This is a genomic window from Streptomyces sp. ISL-100, from assembly GCF_018614615.1.
Classification (GTDB): Bacteria; Actinomycetota; Actinomycetes; order Streptomycetales; family Streptomycetaceae; genus Streptomyces.
This window is the reverse complement of the sequence record NZ_JAGGOK010000120.1, coordinates 1-20,973: the sequence shown is the minus strand read 5'-3', so window position 1 is coordinate 20,973 and position 20,973 is coordinate 1. Positions and strand designations below refer to the sequence as shown.

Sequence of the window (20,973 nt, the reverse complement as noted above, 5' to 3'; positions counted from 1 at the left end):
AGCATCCGACGGCGCCGTCGGGGGAACGACCACCGACGGACGACGTTCCGTGGCGCCCCGACGCCACCGTGGATCTCGCCTCGCGCCTGACTGGAAGAGATCTCGTGATGGACCGACGCACGATCACACGCGCCATAGCCGGAGCGGCGGTCACTGGCGCCGCCCTGCTCGATTCCCTCGAAGGATGGCTACAGCCGCCCGCCGCGGCGCCGGGGCCACGCCGACGAGGGCGCTTCGGAATGACCGAGATCGACGAACTGGAGACGACCGCGAGGGCGTTCCGGCAGTGGGATCACCGGTACGGCGGCGGGCTGCGCCGAAAGGCTGTGCTCGGTCAGCTCAACGAAGTCGCGGGCGCACTCGACGAGCACCAGGCCCCGGACATCGAGACCCGCCTGTATCGAATCATGGCTCAGCTCGCCGGAACCGCGGCCACGATGTCATGGGATTCCGGACTGCAGCGCCGCGCACAGGACTACTACCGCCTTGCGCTGCGGGCCGCGCACGCTGGGGGCGATGTGGTGTTCGGGGCGAACGTACTCGCCGGAATGGCCCGGCAGATGCTCTATCGCGACCGGCCCGACGACGCCCTGCAACTCATCAACCTCGCCCAGGCGGGGGCCCGCGACGTCATCGGTCCGCGCGTTCGGGCCATGCTTCACACCCGTGAGGCGTGGGCGTACGCCGCTCAGGGCCGTACTGCGGGATTCCAGCGAGCCACCGCGCGGGCAGTTGAAGCCCTCGCTGGTGCGGGGCCCGGCGAAGAAGAGCCGTACTGGATCGCATACTTCGACGAGGCCGAACTTGCCGGAGTGACCGGTGGTCGATTCCTCGATCTGGCTCGGCAGGATCCACGGCGGCACGCGGATCGAGCCGCCGCCGAGATCCGTAGCGCGCTCTCTGCCCGTGGCCCCGAGGCCGGCCGCTCGCACGCCCTCGACCGCATCGGCCTCGCCGAGTGTCGCTTCCTCGTCGGGGACGTGGCGGGCGGCGCGGCGGAGACTCACCGCGCGGTGGAGGCCGCACGGCTCACACAGTCCAGCCGGGTGCGTCTGCAGCTCGGTGAGCTCTACCCGTACACCGTGGGCCACGGCGCCGCTCGGTCTGTCCGGGAGGCCCGCGATAGTATCCGCGACCTGCTGTCGAGCTGATGGAGAGGTCGCATGGTGACGCTGGCCGTGACCGGTCATATGGACCTGACCGAGGAGAGCCTGCCGCTGGTGAAGGCTGCGCTGCGTGAGCTGCTCGGGACGTACCGGGAGGGCCTCGTGGGACTGTCGTGCATTGCTGCCGGCAGTGACTCGCTGTTCGCGGAGGCCGTCCTGGAGGCGGGCGGCCGGCTGGTCGTCGTGCTGCCCTCCCGGGACTACCGGCGAGCGAAGGTGAAGCCCGACCACGCCAGGCTCTTCGACCGGCTGCACGCGGCTGCGGACGAGGTCCTCGTCATGCCCTTCGAGACCGCGAACCGGCGGGCGTACGAGGCGGCGAACGAGATCCTGCTCAAGCGTGCGGACCGGCTCGTCGCCGTGTGGAACGGATCGCCTCCCTCGGGCAAGGGCGGTGGCACAGCAGACGTCGTACTCGACGCGCGCGGAGCCGGTCTCCCCGTTGACGTCGTCTGGCCGGCCGGCGCCGAGCGCGCGTCCTGACCACCCCTGCGCCAAAACGCACGAAGGCCCCCAGCAGGCGCTTGGCCAGCATTCCGTGACCTGGTACGCCACCGGCATGGATCGCGTCCGCGACGTCCGACGGGCGCTCCAGCCGTGGCACGACCATCCGTCCGTCGTCGCTCTGGACGACGCGATGTTCGGGTGGCGCGCGACGGTCAGTGCACTCCAGCGTTGAATTTGGCGATGGCGTCCGGAAGTTCGAGCAGCGACTCGATACGGAATGTCGGCAGCTGCTTTGCCTCGTCGGTGTTCCATTGGATGGTGGCCCACGGCCCCCGGTGCACGAGGGCGGTGGCCATACCCGCAGCGACTGCGGGCCTCAAGTCGTTGTCGACACGGTCCCCGACGTAGAGAATCTCGTGCGCCTGGAAGGGCACGGCCTCAGCGACTCGCTGGAAGAAGAGCGAGTCGGGTTTGCTGGCGCCCCAGTCGTCCGAGGTGCCGATGAGGTCGACCTCCTCGGCGAAGAGGCCGCGCAAAATGCCGCCGGCGCGGACAGTCTGGTTGCCTGCGATGCCAAGCCACAATCCGGCCTCGCGCAGCGCGGCGAGGGCGGGGCGGACGTCGGGGTACAGATCGCTCTCGTCGAAGTGCTCTGGCTGCCCGGCGGCGGCGCGGGCTTCGCGCTGCTCGTACAGGTCGAAGCCCGGCTGGAACTCCTGGAAGGTGTCCTGGTAGTCGCGGCCCTGGGCGATGACCGCGCCGAACATGGCGGCGAAGGTATGGCGGGGTACGCCGAGCCAGTCGGCCCAGGTGCCGTACTCCCGGGTCTCGTCCACCAGGCACTCACCGACGTCGAAGACCACTGCGCGAATCATGATCGGCAGCGTAGACGGACGTCAGGTACGACGAAAGGCCCCCTGTCCCGGCCACGAGGGCCAGGCAGGGGGCGTGGGTGCTCTCGGCTGCGGAGAGCCGGCTCGTCGGGGCTACCGCTGGGTGAAGACGGCGACCGTGCGGGCCGGGACCGTGAAGGTGGCTGTGGGCGGGTCGTACGTCGACTTCTTGACCGTCGCGTCGGCGCCCGATGCCTGGACCGGGTGCAGGGCGTACCCCGCATCGCCCAGGCCGGTGACCTTCTGCTTCTGCTGCGACGGGGTCGCGTTGAAGACCACGATCAGGTCGCCCGCGCGCATGGTGATCACACCCGGCGTCTCGTCCTTGCCGGAGAGGGGGAAGGAGACCGCCCCCTGGACCTCGTCCGCCGAGGTCAGGCTGAAGGCATCCTCCGTCGTACGGATCTTCAGCAGGTCCTCGTACGCCGCCGCCGCGCCGTCGATCTCCCGGCATCCCGGTGTCAGCGTCGGGGTCGTCAGCAGGGGCTTGGCGTACGGCCACTTGGTTTTGTTGTCGGCTGCGGGCGGCAGGCCGCGGCCGAAGCCGTTGCCGTCGCCGCAGTCCCAGTGGATCGCGTTGAACCAGTCACCGCTGTCGTAGGAATTGCGGTCCAGGGACTTGGAACGCAGGAGGTCACTGCCGGACTGGGAGAGTGCCGGGCCCTGGGAGAGTGCCGCCGTGGCCATCGCCAGGACCTGCATGCGGGAGCGGTCCGCTGCCGACGTCTTGCTCGGCAGCTTGAAGGCCAGGGCGTCGTAGAGGGTTTCGTTGTCGTGGGCGTCGGCGTAGGCGAGGGCGTCGCCGGGGGCCTGCGCGTAGCCGGCGGGTGCGCCGTTGTAGTCGACCTCGGAGCCCTTGACCGTACGGCCGGCTGTGTCGGTGAAGGTGTACGCCGCCAGGTTGCCGGTCAGGCCCACCTTGATCAGGTCCTGGTAGCGGAGGAGGCGGGCCTTCTGCTCAGCCGGGGTGCCGTTGGCCGGCGAGGAGTTGGGGTCGGTGTAGAGGCCGGAGGCGAAGCCCTGCACGCCCGGGTCCTCGTCGAAGGGGCCGCCGCCGCGCACCGCGTCGCGCGCGCGGTCGGAGAAGGTCGCGATGCCCGTGCCGGCCATGTTCTTCTGGGTGGCCTGTTCGAAGCGGGCGTCGTCGGCGATCTCGCCGAAGTTCCAGCCTTCGCCGTACAGGACGATCTTCTTGCCGTCGACGCCGTCGCGGGCGAGCGTCAGCTCGTCGAGCGCCTTGCGCACGGCGAGGATGTTCGCCTTCGGGTGGTGGCCCATGAGGTCGAAGCGGAAGCCGTCGACCTTGTAGTCACGTGCCCAGGTGACGATGGAGTCCACGACGAGCTTGCCCATCATGGCGTTCTCGGGTGCGGTGTTGGCGCAGCAGGTGGACGTGGCCACCGTGCCGTCGGCCAGCAGCCGCTGGTAGTAGCCGGGGACGATCTTGTCGAGTACGGACTTGTCCGCCTGGCCGGAGGCCACGGTGTGGTTGTAGACGACGTCCATGACCGTGCGCAGGCCGGAGTTGTTCAGGCCCTGGACCATCCGGCGGAATTCCACCGTGCGACGGGTGCCGTCGGGGTCACTGGCGTACGAGCCCTCGGGGACGGTGTAGTGCAGCGGGTCGTAGCCCCAGTTGTACGCGTCCTTCGCCGCAACCTTCGCGACGCACGCCTGCTGCTCGTCGGAGTCGGGTGCGTAGACGGAGAGGTCGCAGGCGGGGCGCTGCTGGTCGGTTTTCTTCTCGGGGATGGTGCCGATGTCGAAGACGGGAAGGAGATGGACGTACGACGTGCCGGCCTTGGCCAGCTTGTCGAGGTGCTTCATGCCCTTCGAGCCGGGGTCGGTGAAGGCGAGGTACTCCCCCGGGTGCTTGGCGGTGCGGTCGGCGACGGAGAAGTCCCTGACGTGGAGCTCCTGGATCTGTGCGTCGCGGAGTGGGGTTGCCGCCGGCTTCTTGAGCGTCGACCAGCCCTTGGGGGCGAGCTTCGGGTCGGTGAGGTCGACGACGAGGCTGCGGGCCGAGTCGGCGGTGAGCGCGGTCGAGTAGGGGTCGGTGACCTTGTTGGTGACGACCTCCTGGACGCTCGGCGCCCACACCTTCACGACGTAACGGTACGGCTTGCCCGTCCAGCTCTTGGTGCCGGTGACGGACCAGACGCCGGTCGTGTCGTCGCGCTTCATCGGGACGGTCCTGCCGCCGAGTTCCAGGGCGACGTGCTGAGCGGTGGGGGCCCAGAGGGACAGCGTCGGGCGGCCCTTGCCGAAGACCGGGCCGAGTGACGCCTCGGTGGCTGCCGTGCCGTACGTGTCGTCGAGTACGCCCGGCAGCTGAACTCCCGTGGCGGCGAGCAGGGCGCCGTTGGCGGCGCGCTGGGTGGCGATGATCTGGCCGCGCAGGGATTCGCGGATCCTGTCGCGGTCGCGCGGGTCGACGGTGAAGGCCGGGTAGTCCTTGAGGTGCGGGTACTTCGCCTTCTGCGCGTCGGTGAGGGCCGAAGAGGAAAGGCGCAGCCAGCGCCCCTCGTCGGAGAGCACCCCGTCAACGACGGAGATTCCGCCGCCCTGTGCGTACACGAGCTGTTGGCTGGTGGCGTCGGTGGCCTTGACCTTCCAGACGACCGTGTCCTTGTCGATCCACTGCGCCTCCGCCTTGGTCAGGTCGAGCGAGGCCGCGCCGCCGGTCTGTGGCAGCAGGTACTTGGGCTGCCCGGCGAGCATCCACACCTCGTGACCGTACGTCGCGAGGTCGAGGGACTGGTCGCTGGGGAGGTCCTTCTCGTCGCCCTTGTGCAGGATGTAGCTGAGGGAGGTGGCGCCGTCCGCGAGCGGCACCTCGAAGGTCGCGCCGTACGCGTCCTTCTTCACCGGCATCAGCGGCTTGGACCAGTCGGTCGGGTCCTTCGCGCCGGTCCAGGTGTGCAGACCCCAGCCGTCGTAGTCGCCGTCCGCGCGCTGGTAGTGGAGGACGGCCTTGGTCTTGTCCTGGGGCGGGTACGCGCCGTCGGGAGCCTTGGTGGCCTGGCCGTCCTTGCCCTGCTCGATCCAGACTTCGCCGGTACGGCTGAGGTCCATGGTGCGTTGCGGACCGTCAGCCGTGCCGTTCTTCTCGACGGTGTACGGGAGGGACGAGGCACCCTCGGCAAGCTTGATCCACGCGAAGGCGCCGTAGGCGTCGCGCCCGGTGAAGGTGGCCGAGCGGTCGCCGGACTTGAGGTTCCACCCGTCGTAGTCGCCGTCGGGGCGCTTGTAGTGCACGACGGCGTGGTCGCGCTCGACGGCCGTGGGCTTGCCGGGCGCGGGGGCCTGGCCCGCCGTCGTCGAGGCGAGGGCGCTCGCGGTGCGTCCGGCGCTGTCCACCACGACTGCCTTGTAGCGGAGGACGGTTCCGGCCGCTACGTCGCGGTCCAGGTGCTGGGTGACCTTGTACGGGGCGTGGTCGGCGGAGCCCAGCGTGCGCCACTTGCCGTTGCCGGTCCGGGCGGCGAAGACGACGCGGTTGAGCTGCCCGCCGTCGACGTCCGCGCTGATCTCGACGGTGCCGGTCGCGCCGGCGGCCGGGGCCTTGAGGGTGATGGCCGGCTTGGCCGCCGGTGCGGGGAGGGGCTCGGCCGCGCGGAGTACGACGGACGACAGCGCGGGCACGGTGACCTTCACCTTGCGGTTCGCGTCGCTGCGTACCGCTTCGGAAGCGGAAGCGCCGTACAGGGCACGGAAGTCGGTGTTCGCGGAGCCCACCTTCAGCTCGACCGTCTTCGCCTCGGCGCCGTTGTTCGTGGCGACGACGTACTCGGACTTGCGCTTGGCGTCCGTACGGGAGAAGGCGTAGACCGAGCCTTCCGCGTGCAGCTCCTGCTGTACGCCGTCACGGAGGGCCGGATGGGCCTTCGTCAGCTTCGCGAGCCCGGCGATCGACTTGTAGATGGGGTGCGTGGTGTCGTACGCGTCGGAGGCGTGCGTACGGTCCGTGCCGAGCTGGTCGTCGTCCAGGTAATCGGTCGTCTTGGACGTGAAGAGGGTCTGGCGGGCGTCCTTGTCGCCGCCGGCGCCGGTGAAGCCCTGCTCGTCGCCGTAGTAGATGACGGGGTTGCCGCGCGAGAAGAACATCAGCTCGTTGGCGAGGCGGGCACGCTTCAGCAGCTCGGCTTCGTCCGCGTTGGGGTTGTCCTGCTTGAGGAAGGTTCCGATGCGGCCCATGTCGTGGTTGCCGGTGAAGGAGACCTGCTCGTAGGCGTTGGCCTTGTCGGTGGTGTAGCGGAAGTCCTCGCCGAAGACCTTGGCGAGCTTGCCGGCCGGCGCGCCCTGGGAGGCGTACGCGCGGGTCGCGTCCTGGAGCGGGAAGTCGAGGGTCGAGTCGAGGCGGCCGCGCGTCACGTAGGGCGAAGTGACCTCCGTGCCGGCCGAGTAGACCTCGCCGAACATGAAGAAGTCGTCGCGGCCGCGCTTGGCGGCGTACGTGTCGAGCGCGGTCGCCCACTCGGTCCAGAAGTCCAGGTCAACGTGCTTGACGGTGTCGATGCGGAAGCCGTCGATGTCGAAGTCGCGGACCCACCTCTGGTAGATCTCCGCCATGCCGTCGACGACCTCCGGGCGCTCGGTCCACAGGTCGTCGAGTCCGGCGAAGTCGCCGTACTCGGAGCTCTCGCCCGCGAAGGTCGAGTCACCCCGGTTGTGGTACATCGTCGGGTCGTTGAGCCAGGCGGGGACCTTCTTCTCGGCCGTGGCCCGCTGGGGCGTGTACGGGAAGGTGTCGGCGTCCGTGGCGGGGACGCCCTCGCGGTCGTCGAAGGGCCGGCCGGACCTGTCGAGGTAGGGGTACGCGCCCTTGGGACGGTAGCCGTACTTCTTCTCGGCGTAGTCGACGGTGTCGGCGGTGTGGTTGGTGATGACGTCGAAGAAGACCTTCATGCCCTTGGCATGGGCCTTGTCGATCAGGGTCTCCAGGTCGGCGTTGGTGCCGAAGTGGGGGTCGACCTGGGTGAAGTCGGTGATCCAGTAGCCGTGGTAGCCGGCGGAGGCGTCCTTGCCGGTGCCCTGCACGGGCTTGTTCTTGAAGATCGGCGCCATCCAGATGGAGGTGGTGCCGAGGTTCTTGATGTAGTCGAGCTTCCGGGTGAGGCCCTTGAGGTCGCCGCCCTGGTAGAAGCCCTTGTCGGTGGGGTCGTAGCCCGTTTCGAGGCGTGAGCCGGTGAGCCCGCCCCTGTCGTTCGACGCGTCGCCGTTCGCGAACCGGTCGGGCAGTACGAAGTAGAACTGCTCCCGGGTCAGGTCGTGCCGCGCGGGTTCGGCGGCGAGCGCCTTGTCCGACGGCGGGGCGGGCGGCTTCGCGGCGGCGGCCGGTACGGCGGGCGCGAGCGCGGCGCAAAGCGCCACACTCACGACGCCGACGGCCGCTCTTCGCAGGGGCGGGCGTATCACAGCGAGAACTCCTCGGATGTGCGGAGAGTACGGGGAGGGGAGACGGGCGGGCGGTCAGCTGCGCCAGGTGTCGTTCAGCGTGGCCTTGCCGCTCGCGGGGACGGTCGCCGTACGGTTGGCGCCGCTTTCCCAGGTGACGTTGCCGGAGGCGTCCTTGCGGATGTACTTGTACTCGAAGGACGTGCCGGCGGGCATGGAGACGTCGAGCTTCCACACCGGGTAGCCCGCCGGGTCGAGCTTGAGCGCGCCGGCGGTGTTCCAGTTGCCGAGTGCGGCCTGGTTGCCGGTGACGTAGATGTTCTGGCCGACGGTGGTCGTGGCGTTGACGTTGAAGGAGGCGCCGGCGGAGACCGGCACCGGGCCGGTGCCGCCACTGCCGCACGTCCTGGCGTTCACGTGGAGTGCGACGGCGGTGTTGGCACCGAGGGTGGCCGTGAACTGGCCGGAGCTGTTGACCGTCACGGCGGTGTTGTTCTGGACGTCGCAGTAGGTGCCGGCGGCGAGCGAGGTCTGGAAGGTGCGGGTCAGCGAGGAGCCCTCGTGGTTGATCGCGACGTACGCCTTGTCGCCGCGCCCGAACGCGATCTGGTCACCGCCGTTGTCCCACCAGTTCGTGACGCCCTGACCGCGCGCCACGTTCCGGAAGCCGACCATGCTCTTGATCTCGTTCCAGTCGTGCTGGCACTTCCACCCGTCGCTGTAGCAGGCGTTCACGGTTCCGCCGTTGGGCGGTCCCGCGTCGTGGGCGGAGAACTCGTAGCCGGAGTGGACGTCCGGGGAGCCGTACGGCCAGGCGAGCATGAACACGCTGGCGAGCGTGTAGTTGGCGCCGTCCTTGTAGCTGAGGGTGTCGCCGCCGCGCTCGGTGTCGTGGTTGTCCACGAAGACCGCGGACTTGCCGCTCTCCATGAAGCCCCAGCCCTCGCCGTAGTTCTTGAGGTTGGAGAGGTTCTCGTTGTTGAAGACCTGCTTGAGGCCCCGGCCGTACCGGAACTCCTGCACGTCGCCCGAGCCCAGGTACTCGCCCGGGGAGACCGCCTCACCGGCTCCGTGGATGGCCTCGTGCTTCCAGTACACGCCGGGGTTGTTCAGCCGCGTCTTGATGTTCGCGAGGTCGGCGGCCGGCATGTGCTTGGCCGCGTCGATGCGGAAGCCGTCGACGCCGAGCGAGAGCAGGTCGTTCAGGTACGCCGCGATCCGGCCGCGCACGTAGTCCTCGCCGGTGTCCAGATCGGCGAGCCCGACGAGCTCGCAGTTCTGTACGTTGCCCCGGTCGCCGTAGTTGGTGATGTTCGAGCGGCAGTCGTCCAGGTCCGCGCCCGCGTAGGTGCCGGGGTAGTTGTACTTCTCGTACGACGAGCCGCCGGTACCGGTGCCGTTGCCGGCCGCCATGTGGTTGATGACGCTGTCGGCGATGACCTTCACGCCCGTCCCGTGGCAGGCGCTGACCATGTTCGCGAACGCGGCGCGGTCACCGAGCCGTCCCGCGATCTTGTAGCTCACCGGCTGGTACGAGGTCCACCACTGGCCGCCCTGGATGTGCTCCTGCGGAGGGGATACCTGGACGAAGCCGTAACCGGCCGGTCCGAGGGTCCGCGTGCACTCCTGGGCAACCGAGTCGAACTTCCACTCGAAGAGGACGGCGGTGACGTCCTTATCGCCGGGCGGGGCCGCCTGTGCGGTGCCCGCGGGCGCCACGAGCAGTCCCGCTCCGGCGGTGAGGGCGAGGGCGAGCGCGGCAGAGAAAGGTCTGCGAGCCATTGTTTCCTCCTGCATGGGGGGAGGTGCGGGTGCGACGGTGCAGCCTCGCGTGGCAACGCGCCTTGCCCTCAAGGCCTGAATGTTCTTGCAGCAATAGTTGAAAACTTGCCGCGGGGCAGACCGTACGAGCCCTCATCAGCGCGGTCAACCCTTGCGACACAGTCCGCTAACCTGCGGGAAATCTGCGCGATTCCTTCTTGCAATCTCTTTCGCAAGCTATTGCACAGCTGCTACGTTCTTCTCGACTCCGGCTCGGCCGGCCGGGGGTCCCGGCACGTCCGGGCTCCACGCGCCCGTCCGGCCGGGTCGGGTACGACAGGGAGACCCCGGGGCCATCGATTCCCCGCGGCCCGACCAGGGCAGGGTCCCGGGCTCCCCCTGCCCCCCGCTCCGCTACGCGCGCTTCTGCGCCGTGGAGCCCCGTACTACCAGCTCCGGCTGGAACACGTACTCCGTACGCTGCACCGGGCTTCCGCCCAGCTCCTCCAGCAGCGCGCCGACCGCCGCCGTCGCCATCGCCTGCACCGGCTGGCGCACCGTGGTCAGCGGCGGGTCGGTGAAGGCGATCAGCTGCGAGTCGTCGAAGCCCACCACCGAGATGTCGTCCGGGACGTCCAAGCCGCGCTCGCGCACCGCTCGCACCACGCCCAGCGCCATCATGTCGCTGCCGCAGACGATGCCCGTACACCCCGCGTCGAGCAGCGCACCGGCCGCGACCTGGCCGCCCTCGACGCTGAACAGCGTGTGCTGGACGAGGAGTTCGGCTTCGGCGCGCGGCGTCCGCAGCGTGCTGCCGAGCGCGTCGACGAAACCCTCCCGCTTGCGGCGCGACGGCACGTACCGCTGCGGGCCCACCGCCAGGCCGATCCGCTCGTGGCCCAGCTCGGCGAGGTGGGTTACCGCCATCCGCATCGCGGCGTGGTCGTCCGGTGACACGAAGGGCGCGCTGATCGCCTCGTTGTAGCCGTTGATGAGGACGTACGGGACCCCGCGCGCCGCCAGCCGCTCGTAACGCGCGGGGTCGGACGAGAGGTCGGCGTGCAGCCCGGACAGGAAGACGATGCCGCCGACGCCCCGCTCCACCAGCTGCTCGACCAGCTCGTCCTCGGTGACCCCGCCCGGCAGCTGGGTGCAGAGCACCGGCGTGTAGCCGTGCCCTGCCAGGACCTGCTCCACGACCTGGGCGAACGCCGGGAAGATCGGGTTGGTCAGCTCCGGCGTGACCAACCCGATCAGACCCGCGCTGCGCCGCCGCAGCCGGACCGGGCGTTCGTACCCGAGTACGTCGAGCGCCGCGAGCACCCGCTGGCGCGTGGTGTCCGCGACGCCCGGCTTGCCGTTCAGTACCCGGCTCACGGTGGCCTCACTGACGGAGGCGTGCTCCGCGATGTGCGCCAGCCGCGGCGCGGGAACGGTCACACCGTCCACCACACCGTGGTGTCTGCCGGCAGCTCGAAGTCCCCCTCGGCGAAGGACACTTCGCCGCTGGCGAGCAGGATGCGGCCGGGGGCGGGGATGCGTACCGCCGCGCCCGTCGTGTTGACCGTGCAGACGAAGCCCTCGCGGGCCAGGGCCACCACGCCCTCGGGCGCGTCCAGCCATGCCACGTCCGTGCCCGCCCCGAGGCCCGGGTGTTCGCGGCGTACGGCCAGTGCGGAGCGGTAGAGCTCCAGGGTCGAGCCGGGGTCGCCGGTCTGCGTCTCGACGCTCAGCCCGCCCCAGCCGGCCGGCTGCGGCAGCCAGCTGCCGCCCGTACCGAAGCCGTGGGACGGCCCCCCGGCCGTCCACGGGATCGGCACCCTGCATCCGTCGCGGAAGCCGTCCCGGCCCTCCGCGCGGAAGAACGACGGGTCCTGGCGGGCCTCGTCGGGCAGGTCGGTGACGTCGGGCAGGCCGAGCTCCTCGCCCTGGTAGATGTACGCCGACCCCGGCAGCGCCAGCATCAGCAGCGTCGCCGCGCGGGCCCGGCGCAGGCCGAGCTCGCGGTCGCCGGGGGTACGGATCTGCGTGCCGAGGCCCGGCGGGTTGGCGAAGCGGGTCGCGTGCCGCGTCACGTCGTGGTTGGACAGAACCCAGGTCGCGGGGGCGTCGACCGGTCGCATCGCGGCGAGCGATACGTCGATGACCTCGCGCAGCGCGGCCGCGTCCCAGTCGGTGCCGAGGTACTGGAAGTTGAAGGCCTGGTGCAGCTCGTCGGGGCGCACGTAGTTGGCCGTACGCTCAACGGTCGGCGTCCAGGCCTCGGCCACGCCGATGCGCTCGCCCGGGTACTCGTCGAGGATCTGCCGCCAGGAGCGGTAGATCTCGTGGACGCCGTCCTGATCGAAGAACGGCATGACGTCATTGCCGAGCAGCTTCAGCTGGTCATGGCTGCCGAGGTCGGGGAGGCCGTCCGCCTTGACCAGACCGTGCGCCACGTCGATACGGAAGCCGTCCACGCCCATGTCGAGCCAGAACCGCAGGATGGACCGGAACTCGTCGGCGACGGCCGGGTGTTCCCAGTTGAAGTCGGGCTGCTCGGGCGCGAACAGGTGCAAGTACCAGTCGCCGGGCCGGCCGTCGGGGTTGGTGGTGCGCGTCCAGGCGGGGCCGCCGAAGATGGACTCCCAGTCGTTCGGGGGGAGTTCGCCGTCGTCGCCCTTGCCGGGCCGGAAGTGGTAGCGCTCGCGCAGGGCGGAGCCGGGGCCCTCCTTGAGTGCGCGCTTGAACCACTCGTGCTGGTCGGAGGAGTGGTTGGGCACCAGGTCGACGATGATGCGCAGGCCCAGGTCGTGGGCGTCGCGTATCAGGGCGTCGGCGTCGAGGAGGGTGCCGAACATGGGGTCGATGGCCCGGTAGTCGGCGACGTCGTAGCCGGCGTCGGCCTGCGGGGACGCGTAGAAGGGGCTGAGCCAGACAGCGTCGACGCCGAGGTCCTTCAGGTACGGGAGGCGGCGGCGTACTCCTTCGAGATCGCCCATGCCGTCGCCGTTTCCGTCGGCGAAACTGCGCGGATAGACCTGGTAGATCACCGCGTCACGCCACCAGCCGGTGTGCCGGTCTTCAGTGCTGGGGCCACTGGTGGGGGCGGTGGGAGCAGCGAGGTGCTGGGTCATGTCGTCCCTGGAAGTCATGGGGTGGGAGCGGCGCCGGGTCCTGTGTGCTGGTCCGGCGCCGCCGACGTATGAGAAGAGAGCGCTAGCCCTTTACCGCTCCGGCGGACACGCCGGTCACCAGGTGGCGCTGGGCGAAGAGGAAGACCAGCGCGGCCGGGATCGCGATGAGCACGGAGGCGGCGGCCATCGGGCCCCACTGGGCGCCGTACTGGTTGACGAACTTCTGGAGGCCGCCCGCGAGGGTCAGGTTCTCGTCGCCGACCATGAAGGCGGAGGCGTACGCCACTTCGCCCCAGGCGGTGACGAAGGAGTAGAACGCGGTCACCGCGATGCCGGGCTTGGCGAGCGGCAGGATGAGCCGCCAGAAGGTGCCGAACGGGGTGAGGCCGTCGACCTGGCCCGATTCGTCGATCTCGCGCGGGATGGTGTCGAAGAAACCCTTCATCATCCAGGCGCAGAACGGCACGGCGATCGTGAGGTAGGTGATCACCAGACCGACCGGCTGGTTGAGCAGGCCCATGCTCGACATGATGTTGTAGATCGGCACGATCAGGACCGCGACGGGGAACATCTGCGTGATGAGCAGGGTCCACATCAGGCCGCGCTTGCCGGGGAACCGGAAGCGGCTCACGGCGTAGCCGGTGGTGGCGGCGACGAAGACACCGACGACCGTGGTCAGACCGGCCACGAGCAGCGAGTTCCCGAACCAGGTGAGGAACGGGGTGTCGTTGAGCAGGTTCGTGTAGTTCACGAACGTCGTGTCTTTGAAGAAGTCGGTGCTCGTCGCGTACGCCGGCGGCTTGAGCGAGGTCAGCAGGACCCACAGCACGGGGAACACGGCGATCACGGACGCCACGACGAGCGTGACGTGCAGGCCGACGGAGGCCAGCGGGGAGCGCCGGCCGCGGAGCGGGGCGTTCGGCGCGGCGGGGGCCATGGCGACCTTGCTGCCAGGAGGGACTTGGGCGTCGGTGTAGGTGGTCACCAGACATCTCCCTGCTTGCGGAGCACTCGCCGGTAGACCGCGGCGAAGAGCATCAGGAGGATCAGGATCAGTACGCCCCAGGTGGAGGACTGCGCGAAGTCGCGGGGGCTGATCTCGAAGGAGAACTTGAACGCCTGGGTGACCAGGATCTGGGTGGCTTCGCCGGGTCCGCCGCGCGTCAGCAGGAAGATCACCGGGAACATGTTGAAGGTCCAGATCGTGCTCAGCAGGATCACGGTGGCGCTGACGGGGCGCAGTCCCGGCAGCGTGATGTGCCGGAAGCGCTGCCAGGCGTTGGCGCCGTCCATCTCGGCTGCTTCGTACTGCGCGCTGTCGATGGACTGGAGGCCGCCGAGGAGGGCGACCATCATGAACGGCACACCGAGCCAGACGTTGACGGCGATGACCGAGATCTTCGCCATGGTCGGGTCGTTGAGCCACGGCACGGCGTCGATGCCGCCGCCGGCCAGGATGCGGTTCAGGAAGCCGCGGTCCTCGTTGTAGAGGAAGCGCCAGGCGAAGACGGAGACGAAGCCGGGGATGGCCCACGGCAGGATCAGCATCATCCGGTAGAAGGACCGGCCCGCGATCCTGCGGTTGAGGATGTTCGCCAGTCCCAGCCCCAGCAGGAACGTGACGCTGACGCAGGAGACCGTCCACACCAGGGTCCAGCCGAGGGTGCCGAGGAACTGGTCGCCGGTGAGCGCGTCGGCGTAGTTGTCGAGCCCCACGAACTCATAGGTCGCGGGCATGTGGTTGACACCAATGGACCGCTCGACATTGCGCTCGTTGGCATCGGTCATCGACAGGTAGATCCCGCGGAACAGCGGGTACCCGATGATCACGCCGATCACGATCACCACGGGGGCGACCATGGTCCAGGCGTACCAGTGGGTCGAGAGCGATCGCCGGAGCTTGCCCATGCCCGTGCCCTTCTCCTCGCCCGGAGTTCTGCCAGCACCGCGGCTGGGGCCGCGGGCGACGTCGTCGCCCGCGGCCTTCGCCACCGACTGGCTGGTGTGAACAGCCATCAGTCGGCCTGCCTTCCTGTTACTTCCAGCCCTTGAGGAGCTTGCGGTACTGGTCGCCGGTGGTCTTGGCGCCCTTCTCCGGGGTGGTCTGGCCGGTGAGGACCTTGGTGTACTCGGTCACCAGCGGCGCGAAGAGGCTGCCGGTCTCCGGGATCCAGGGGCGCTCGACGGCCTTGTCGACGACGGGCTTGAAGAAGCCGACGATCTGGTTGTCCGAGACGCCCGGCTGCGAGTAGACCGACGTACGGGTCGGGAGCAGGCTGAGCTCCTTGGCGACCGTGGCCTGGCTCGCGGCGGAGGTCATGTACTCGCTGAAGGCGTACGAGGCTTCCAGGTTCTTGGAGCCCGCGTAGACGGCGAGGTTGTGGCCGCCCTGCGGGGCGCCCTGGGCCTTGCTGCCGGCCGGGACCGTGGTGATGCCCAGGTTGGCCTTGTCCTTGAACTCCTTGCCGGCGTAGGTGTCGGCTACGGCCCACGGGCCGTTGATCATCATGGCGACCTTGCCGTCCTTGAACGCCGACTGCATGTTCTCCCAGCCGTCGGTGGCGTCCGTCTTGGCAGCACCGGAGTCAACGAGCTCCTTGACGACCTTCAGCGCCTTGACGCCGGGCTCCTGGTCGACCGTGACGCTCTTGCTCTTGGCGTCGACCAGGTCGCCGCCCTCGCCGTAGAGGAAGGACAGGAACCAGTACGCGTCGTCGCCGCGCAGGTAGAGGCCGGTCTTGCCGGTCTTGTCCTTGATCTTCTTCGATACGGTCTTCAGCTCGTCGATGCTCTTGGGCACCTCGACGCCGGCGTCCTTGAAGATCTTCTCGTTGTAGAAGAGGCCCATCGAGTCGATGACCTGCGGCACCGCGTACGTCTTGCCCTTGTACTGGGTGCTGGCCGCGGCCTGCGCCAGGAAGTCCTTGTCGTCCTTGAGCGCGGCCGTGCCGTCCAGCGGGGCGAGGTAGCCGAGGTCCGCGAACTCCGGGGTCCAGGCGACCTCGGAGCGGATCACGTCGGGGGCGCCGGAGCCGGACTGGGCGGCGTTCTTGAACTTGTTCTGCGCCTCACCGAACGGCACGTTGACGTACTTCACGTCGACGTCCGGGTGCTTCTCCTCGAAGCCTTCCGCCAGCTTCTTGAAGACCTTGTCCTCACTGCCGACGGTAGAGGTGTCCCACCAGGTGACAGTGCCGGACAGCTTGCCCGAAGCCTTCTTGTCACCGGTGCCACCGTCGTCTCCGCCACATGCGGTCGCCGCGAGCGCCAGGGTCGCGACCAGGGCGGTGGCCGTTATGCCACGTCGCATCTGAACTCCTTCAACTGCCGAACCGCTCCGTCGCGGCGCCGGGTCGTCGAGGAACGTAACAAGGATGAAAGAAGACCGAAAGAGCTTGCGAAGATTTTCCGCAAGAGCAGCCGATCGTTACATCGGCGTGTCCTCACGGTTGCCGCCGAGCCCCTTGTCAGCCAGTGCGCGCAGGGGCTAACGGGCTTGCTGCCCTATCTGCAAGCACTACCGCAAGGACTTGCAGCCCTGTTACTTTCGAGGTGCACCAGCGTTGATCTCGTAGACCGACCCAGGACCGGCCCGCCCCCGTATACGAGAGGGATCTTCATGACGCAGGAGCTCGCACCCACCCGGACGGCCCCGGAGCGCGGCTGGTGGCGCGACGCCGTCATCTACCAGGTGTACGTGCGCTCCTTCGCCGACAGCGACGGCGACGGCATCGGCGATCTGCGCGGCATCCGCGAACGCCTGCCGCATGTGGCCGCGCTGGGCGCCGACGCCGTCTGGCTGACCCCCTTCTACGCCTCGCCCCAGGCCGACGGCGGCTATGACGTGGCCGACTACCGCACCGTGGACCCGATCTTCGGCACCCTCGACGACGCCGCCGAACTGATCAACACGGCGCACGACTTGAACCTGCGCGTGATCGTCGACGTCGTCCCGAACCACACCTCCGACCAGCACGCGTGGTTCCGCGCCGCACTGGCCGACCAGCAGGGCGGCCCGGCCCGCGAGCGCTACCACTTCCATCCCGGCCGGGGCGCGAACGGCGAGCTCCCGCCCAACGACTGGGAGTCGGTCTTCGGCGGCCCGGCCTGGACCCGCACCCCCGACGGCGACTGGTACCTGCACCTCTTCGCGCCCGAGCAGCCCGACCTCAACTGGCACAACCCCGAGGTCCACGAGGAATTCGACTCGATCCTGCGCTTCTGGCTGGGCCTCGGCGTGGACGGCTTCCGTGTCGACGTCGCCCACGGCATGGTCAAGGCCGAGGGGCTGCCCGACATCGGCGCCCGCGAGCAGGCCAAGATGATCGGCACCCAGGTCCTGCCGTTCTTCGACCAGGACGGCGTGCACGACATTCACCGCTCCTGGCGCCGGCTGCTCGACTCGTACGACGGCGAGCGCATCGGCGTCGCCGAGGCATGGGCCCCCACTCCCGAGCGGCTGGCCCTGTACGTACGCCCCGACGAGCTGCACCAGGCGTTCAACTTCCAGTTCCTGAACTGTCCGTGGGACGCCCAGGCGATGCGCGCGGTGATCGAGACGTCGCTGGCCGCGACCACCCTCGTCGGCGCCCCCACGACCTGGGTCCTGTCCAACCACGACGTGGTCCGCCACCTCACCCGGTACGGCGGCGGGGACGACGCCCTGGGCCTGCGCCGGGCCCGCGCCGCCGCGCTGCTCATGCTGGCGCTGCCCGGTTCGGCGTACCTCTACCAGGGCGAGGAGCTGGGGCTGCCCGAGGTCACCGACCTGCCCGACGAGGTCCGCCAGGATCCGTCCTTCTTCCGCAGCGACGGCCAGGACGGCCTGCGCGACGGATCGAGGGTGCCGATGCCCTGGTCGGGAGACGCACCGCCGTACGGCTTCTCCCCCGAGGCCGCCGCCCCGTCCTGGCTGCCGCAGCCCGACACCTGGAAGACCCTGACCGTAGAAGCCCAGACCAGGGACCCGCGGTCCACCCTGGAGCTCTACCGCTCCGCGCTCGCCCTGCGCCGTGAATTCCCGGGTCTGGGCGACGGCCCGATGAGCTGGGAGCAGGCCCCGGGCGGGTATCCCGACGGCCTGCTCATGTTCAGCCGCCCCGGCTTCGTCTGCACCCTCAACACCACACCCCGCCCCGCCGAACTCCCCACCCCGGGCCGCCTGCTGATCGCGTCCGCGACCCCGTCGATCGACGGCGATACGGTCACCCTCCCGCCCGATTCCTGCGCTTGGTGGGCAATCTGACATGCGCCCGGTACAGTCCACTCCCATGACCGCACGGCTTGCCGACATCGCAGCCCAGGCGGGGGTCAGTGAAGCGACGGTCAGCCGCGTGCTCAACGGCAAACCCGGGGTTGCCGCGGCCACCCGCGAATCCGTACTTGCCGCGCTCGACGTCCTCGGATACGAGCGCCCCGTCCGCCTGCGCAGGCGCAGCGCGGGACTGGTCGGTCTCATAACCCCCGAGCTCGAGAACCCGATCTTCCCGGCCCTGGCCCAGGTCATCGGCCAGGGGCTGACCCGCCAGGGCTACACGCCGGTCCTCGCCACCCAGACCCCCGGCGGCTCCACCGAGGACGAGCTCACCGAGATGCTGGTGGACCGGGGCGTCTCCGGCATCATCTTCGTCTCCGGGCTCCACGCGGACACCACGGCCGACATGCAGCGTTACGAGCAGCTGCGCGCCCAGGGTGTTCCCTTCGTTCTCGTCAACGGCTTCTCGCCGAAGGTGCAGGCGCCCTTCATCTCCCCCGACGACCGGGCGGCGATGCGGCTGGCCGTGACGCACCTGGCGTCGCTGGGCCACACCGCGATCGGCCTGGCCGTCGGCCCGAAGCGGTTCGTTCCCGTACTCCGCAAGATCGAGGGATTCCGGGCCGCCATGCAGGAGCGGCTGGGCCTCACCCCCGAGGAGGCGGAGGAGCTGATACAGCACTCCCTCTACACCCTGGAGGGCGGTCAGGCCGCCGCCTCGGCCCTGATCGAGAAGGGGTGCACGGCGATCGTCTGCGCCAGCGACATGATGGCGCTCGGAGCGATCCGCGCCGCCCGCCGGCTCGGTCTGGACGTACCGCGTGAGGTGTCGGTGGTCGGCTTCGACGATTCGCCGCTCATAGCGTTCACCGACCCTCCGTTGACCACCATCAGACAGCCGGTGACGGCGATGGGCCAGGCCGCGGTCCGTACGCTCCTCGAAGAGGTCGGCGGCACACCGGCGCCGCACAGCGAATTCGTCTTTATGCCCGAGCTGGTAGTACGCGGTTCAACCGCTTCGGGACCTCGTCCCTAGCACGCAGCACGTGCACGCGTCACCCGATCGGAGGATGATCGGAAGGGTGGTGCGCATCTGGCAGACTCTCTCCCCATGGGTGACGCGACCGTGAAGACTCTGGAAGGCCGGACGGCCACCGATCCCTCACCCATTGCGGAGGACGAGGAGCAGCAGCCATCCGCACGGTCTGCTGCTCTGAAAAGGTTGCGCGCGCCGCGCCACCCTCGGATCTGGTTCGAGATCCTGCTGATCGCGGTCAGTTACTGGACGTACTCGCTGATCCGCAATGCCGTGCCGGAGCAGAAGAGCGCGGCGCTGCGCAACGCGGACTGGATCTGGCAGGTGGAGCAGAGTCTGGGGATCGCGGTCGAGGAGACGGTCAACCGGGCCGTGAACTCGGTGACATGGCTCGTCGTGTCCATGAACTACTACTACGCGACGCTGCACTTCGTCGTCACGGTCGGCGTGCTGGTCTGGCTCTTCCGCCGGCATCCCGGGCGTTACGCCGCGACCCGCCTCGTCCTCTTCGCGACCACGGGCATCGCCCTGCTCGGCTACTACCTGTATCCGCTGGCGCCGCCCCGACTGATGAACGGGCAGGGATTCATCGACACGGTTCTGGTGCATCAGACCTGGGGCTCGATGGCTTCCGGCAACTTCAAGAACATGTCGAACCAGTACGCCGCGATGCCCTCCATGCACATCGGCTGGTCCCTGTGGTGCGGCGTGACGATCTTCGCGCTCGCCTCCGTCCCCTGGGCGAAGGTCCTCGGCCTGCTCTACCCGACGGCGACCCTCGTCGTGATCGTCGCCACCGCCAACCACTTCTGGCTGGACGCGGTCGGCGGCCTGGTCTGCCTGGCGTTCGGCTACACGCTCAGCCGCGGCTGGTACGGCAGGCTTCCGCACCACCTGCCGAAGGTGGTCGCGGAGGACGCGTCCCGGCCCAGGACGGGCCGCCGCCGGGTGTGGCCGGTGCGGGCGTAGTCGCCCTGGGCGGGTAGGGGAAGCCTCAGCCCCGGTGTGTGATCCTGCCGCCGGTCACGGTCAGACGTACCGGCGCCTGCGCCACCTCGTCGGCCGGCGCCTCCACGGGGTCCAGCGCAAAGGCCGTGAGGTCGGCACGCAATCCCGGCGCGATACGCCCCGATACCGCCTGCTCACCCCCCGCCACCGCCGCATGCGTGGTACAGCCCTCCAGAGACATCAGGCCGGTCAGCGACCGCCCCGCCTCGGCCGCACCGCGCGGCGCACGGGCGGTCGCCAGCACCTGGCGGGCGTCGTAGTGCGCGATGGGCCAGTCCGAACCAAGGGCCAGAACCGCCCCCGCGTCCCGCAGATCGCGGCAGCGCCACGCGCGGGCCGCCCGCTCGTCACCGAGCCGCTTCGACCATTCGTCGGTGTGGTCGGCGCGGGTGTACGCGGTGTGCGGCGGCTGCATCGAGGCGATCACGCCGAGCTCGGCGAAGCGGGCGATCTGGTCCTCGGGGACGGTCTCGATGTGCTCGATGCGGTGGCGGAGACGACCGCTCGCACCGAGAGATTCGACGGTGTCCAGGACATGGCGCACGGCGGCGTCACCGATGGCGTGGGTGGCCGTGCGTACGCCTGCCGTGTGGAGGTGGCGTACCGCAGCGGTGTACGCCGCCGGGTCCGGCCAGAACGCTTCCGTCCCCTGGCCGTGGCAGTCGGCGTGCTCCAGCCACGCGGTGCCGCCCTCGACCGTGCCGTCCATGAAGAACTTGACGCCGCCGACGCACCAGAGCCGGCCGGACTCCTTCTGGAGGGCGACGAGTTCGTCGAGGTCGGCGGCGTCCGCGCCCGGCATGCACCACGGGGCGAGGAGGAGCCGTACGGGAAGGTCGTCCGTCTCCTCGACCGCGGCTAGCAGCTCCAGGGAGTCGCCGCCTAGAAGACTCAT

Annotated in this window: 14 protein-coding genes; 5 read left to right on the top strand and 9 right to left on the bottom strand. The window is 69.3% G+C overall.

What is annotated here, in order from left to right; translation table 11 throughout:
• Together J7E89_RS37930 and J7E89_RS37925 are read left to right on the top strand one after the other, a co-directional pair.
• On the top strand, positions 1-1,151 hold a 1,151-nt coding region (locus J7E89_RS37930; protein WP_214980722.1), incomplete at its 5' end, for a hypothetical protein.
• A 12-nt stretch (positions 1,152-1,163) separates the two neighbouring features.
• The gene (locus J7E89_RS37925) at positions 1,164-1,649 is read left to right on the top strand and encodes a hypothetical protein (protein ID WP_214980721.1); all 486 of its coding nucleotides are present in this window, start codon (positions 1,164-1,166) and stop codon (positions 1,647-1,649) included.
• A 176-nt stretch (positions 1,650-1,825) separates the two neighbouring features.
• Here the strand turns inward: J7E89_RS37925 and J7E89_RS37920 are convergent, their stop codons facing one another.
• From J7E89_RS37920 to J7E89_RS37885, 8 genes are all read right to left on the bottom strand, one after another.
• Positions 1,826-2,488 (bottom strand): HAD family hydrolase, encoded by a 663-nt coding sequence (locus tag J7E89_RS37920; RefSeq protein WP_214980719.1) that lies wholly within the window; start codon positions 2,486-2,488, stop codon positions 1,826-1,828.
• Between the two features lie 111 nt (positions 2,489-2,599).
• The gene (gene pulA / locus J7E89_RS37915; RefSeq protein WP_374196985.1) at positions 2,600-7,885 is read right to left on the bottom strand and encodes a pullulanase-type alpha-1,6-glucosidase; all 5,286 of its coding nucleotides are present in this window, start codon (positions 7,883-7,885) and stop codon (positions 2,600-2,602) included.
• Between the two features lie 93 nt (positions 7,886-7,978).
• Positions 7,979-9,685: a carbohydrate-binding module family 20 domain-containing protein gene (locus J7E89_RS37910; protein WP_214980717.1), complete on the bottom strand. Its 1,707-nt coding sequence runs from the start codon at positions 9,683-9,685 to the stop codon at positions 7,979-7,981.
• 393 nt (positions 9,686-10,078) lie between these two features.
• Complete coding sequence (locus J7E89_RS37905) at positions 10,079-11,116, bottom strand: LacI family DNA-binding transcriptional regulator (RefSeq protein ID WP_214980716.1); 1,038 nt, start codon at positions 11,114-11,116, stop codon at positions 10,079-10,081.
• Entirely contained in the window at positions 11,101-12,780 is a 1,680-nt protein-coding gene (locus J7E89_RS37900) for a glycoside hydrolase family 13 protein (RefSeq protein ID WP_214980714.1), read from the bottom strand. The genes J7E89_RS37905 and J7E89_RS37900 overlap by 16 nt, the downstream gene beginning before the upstream one ends.
• Positions 12,781-12,862: 82 nt before the next feature.
• Positions 12,863-13,717, bottom strand: a complete 855-nt coding sequence (locus tag J7E89_RS37895; protein WP_214980723.1) for a sugar ABC transporter permease — start codon at positions 13,715-13,717, stop codon at positions 12,863-12,865.
• A 44-nt stretch (positions 13,718-13,761) separates the two neighbouring features.
• Positions 13,762-14,796, bottom strand: a complete 1,035-nt coding sequence (locus J7E89_RS37890) for a carbohydrate ABC transporter permease (protein ID WP_214980712.1) — start codon at positions 14,794-14,796, stop codon at positions 13,762-13,764.
• 19 nt (positions 14,797-14,815) lie between these two features.
• Complete coding sequence (locus J7E89_RS37885; RefSeq protein WP_214980710.1) at positions 14,816-16,090, bottom strand: extracellular solute-binding protein; 1,275 nt, start codon at positions 16,088-16,090, stop codon at positions 14,816-14,818.
• 309 nt (positions 16,091-16,399) lie between these two features.
• Between J7E89_RS37885 and J7E89_RS37880 the strand changes: the two genes are divergently transcribed.
• The 3 genes from J7E89_RS37880 (at position 16,400) to J7E89_RS37870 (ending at position 20,039) form a co-directional block, all read left to right on the top strand.
• The gene (locus J7E89_RS37880) at positions 16,400-18,025 is read left to right on the top strand and encodes a glycoside hydrolase family 13 protein (RefSeq protein WP_214980708.1); all 1,626 of its coding nucleotides are present in this window, start codon (positions 16,400-16,402) and stop codon (positions 18,023-18,025) included.
• Between the two features lie 25 nt (positions 18,026-18,050).
• Positions 18,051-19,070, top strand: coding sequence for a LacI family DNA-binding transcriptional regulator (locus tag J7E89_RS37875; RefSeq protein WP_214980706.1), 1,020 nt, complete (start codon positions 18,051-18,053; stop codon positions 19,068-19,070).
• 75 nt (positions 19,071-19,145) lie between these two features.
• Positions 19,146-20,039, top strand: coding sequence for a phosphatase PAP2 family protein (locus J7E89_RS37870; protein WP_214980704.1), 894 nt, complete (start codon positions 19,146-19,148; stop codon positions 20,037-20,039).
• Between the two features lie 25 nt (positions 20,040-20,064).
• On the opposite strand, the gene J7E89_RS37865 is transcribed toward J7E89_RS37870, so the two are convergent.
• On the bottom strand, positions 20,065-20,973 hold a 909-nt coding region (locus tag J7E89_RS37865; protein WP_214980702.1), incomplete at its 5' end, for an amidohydrolase family protein.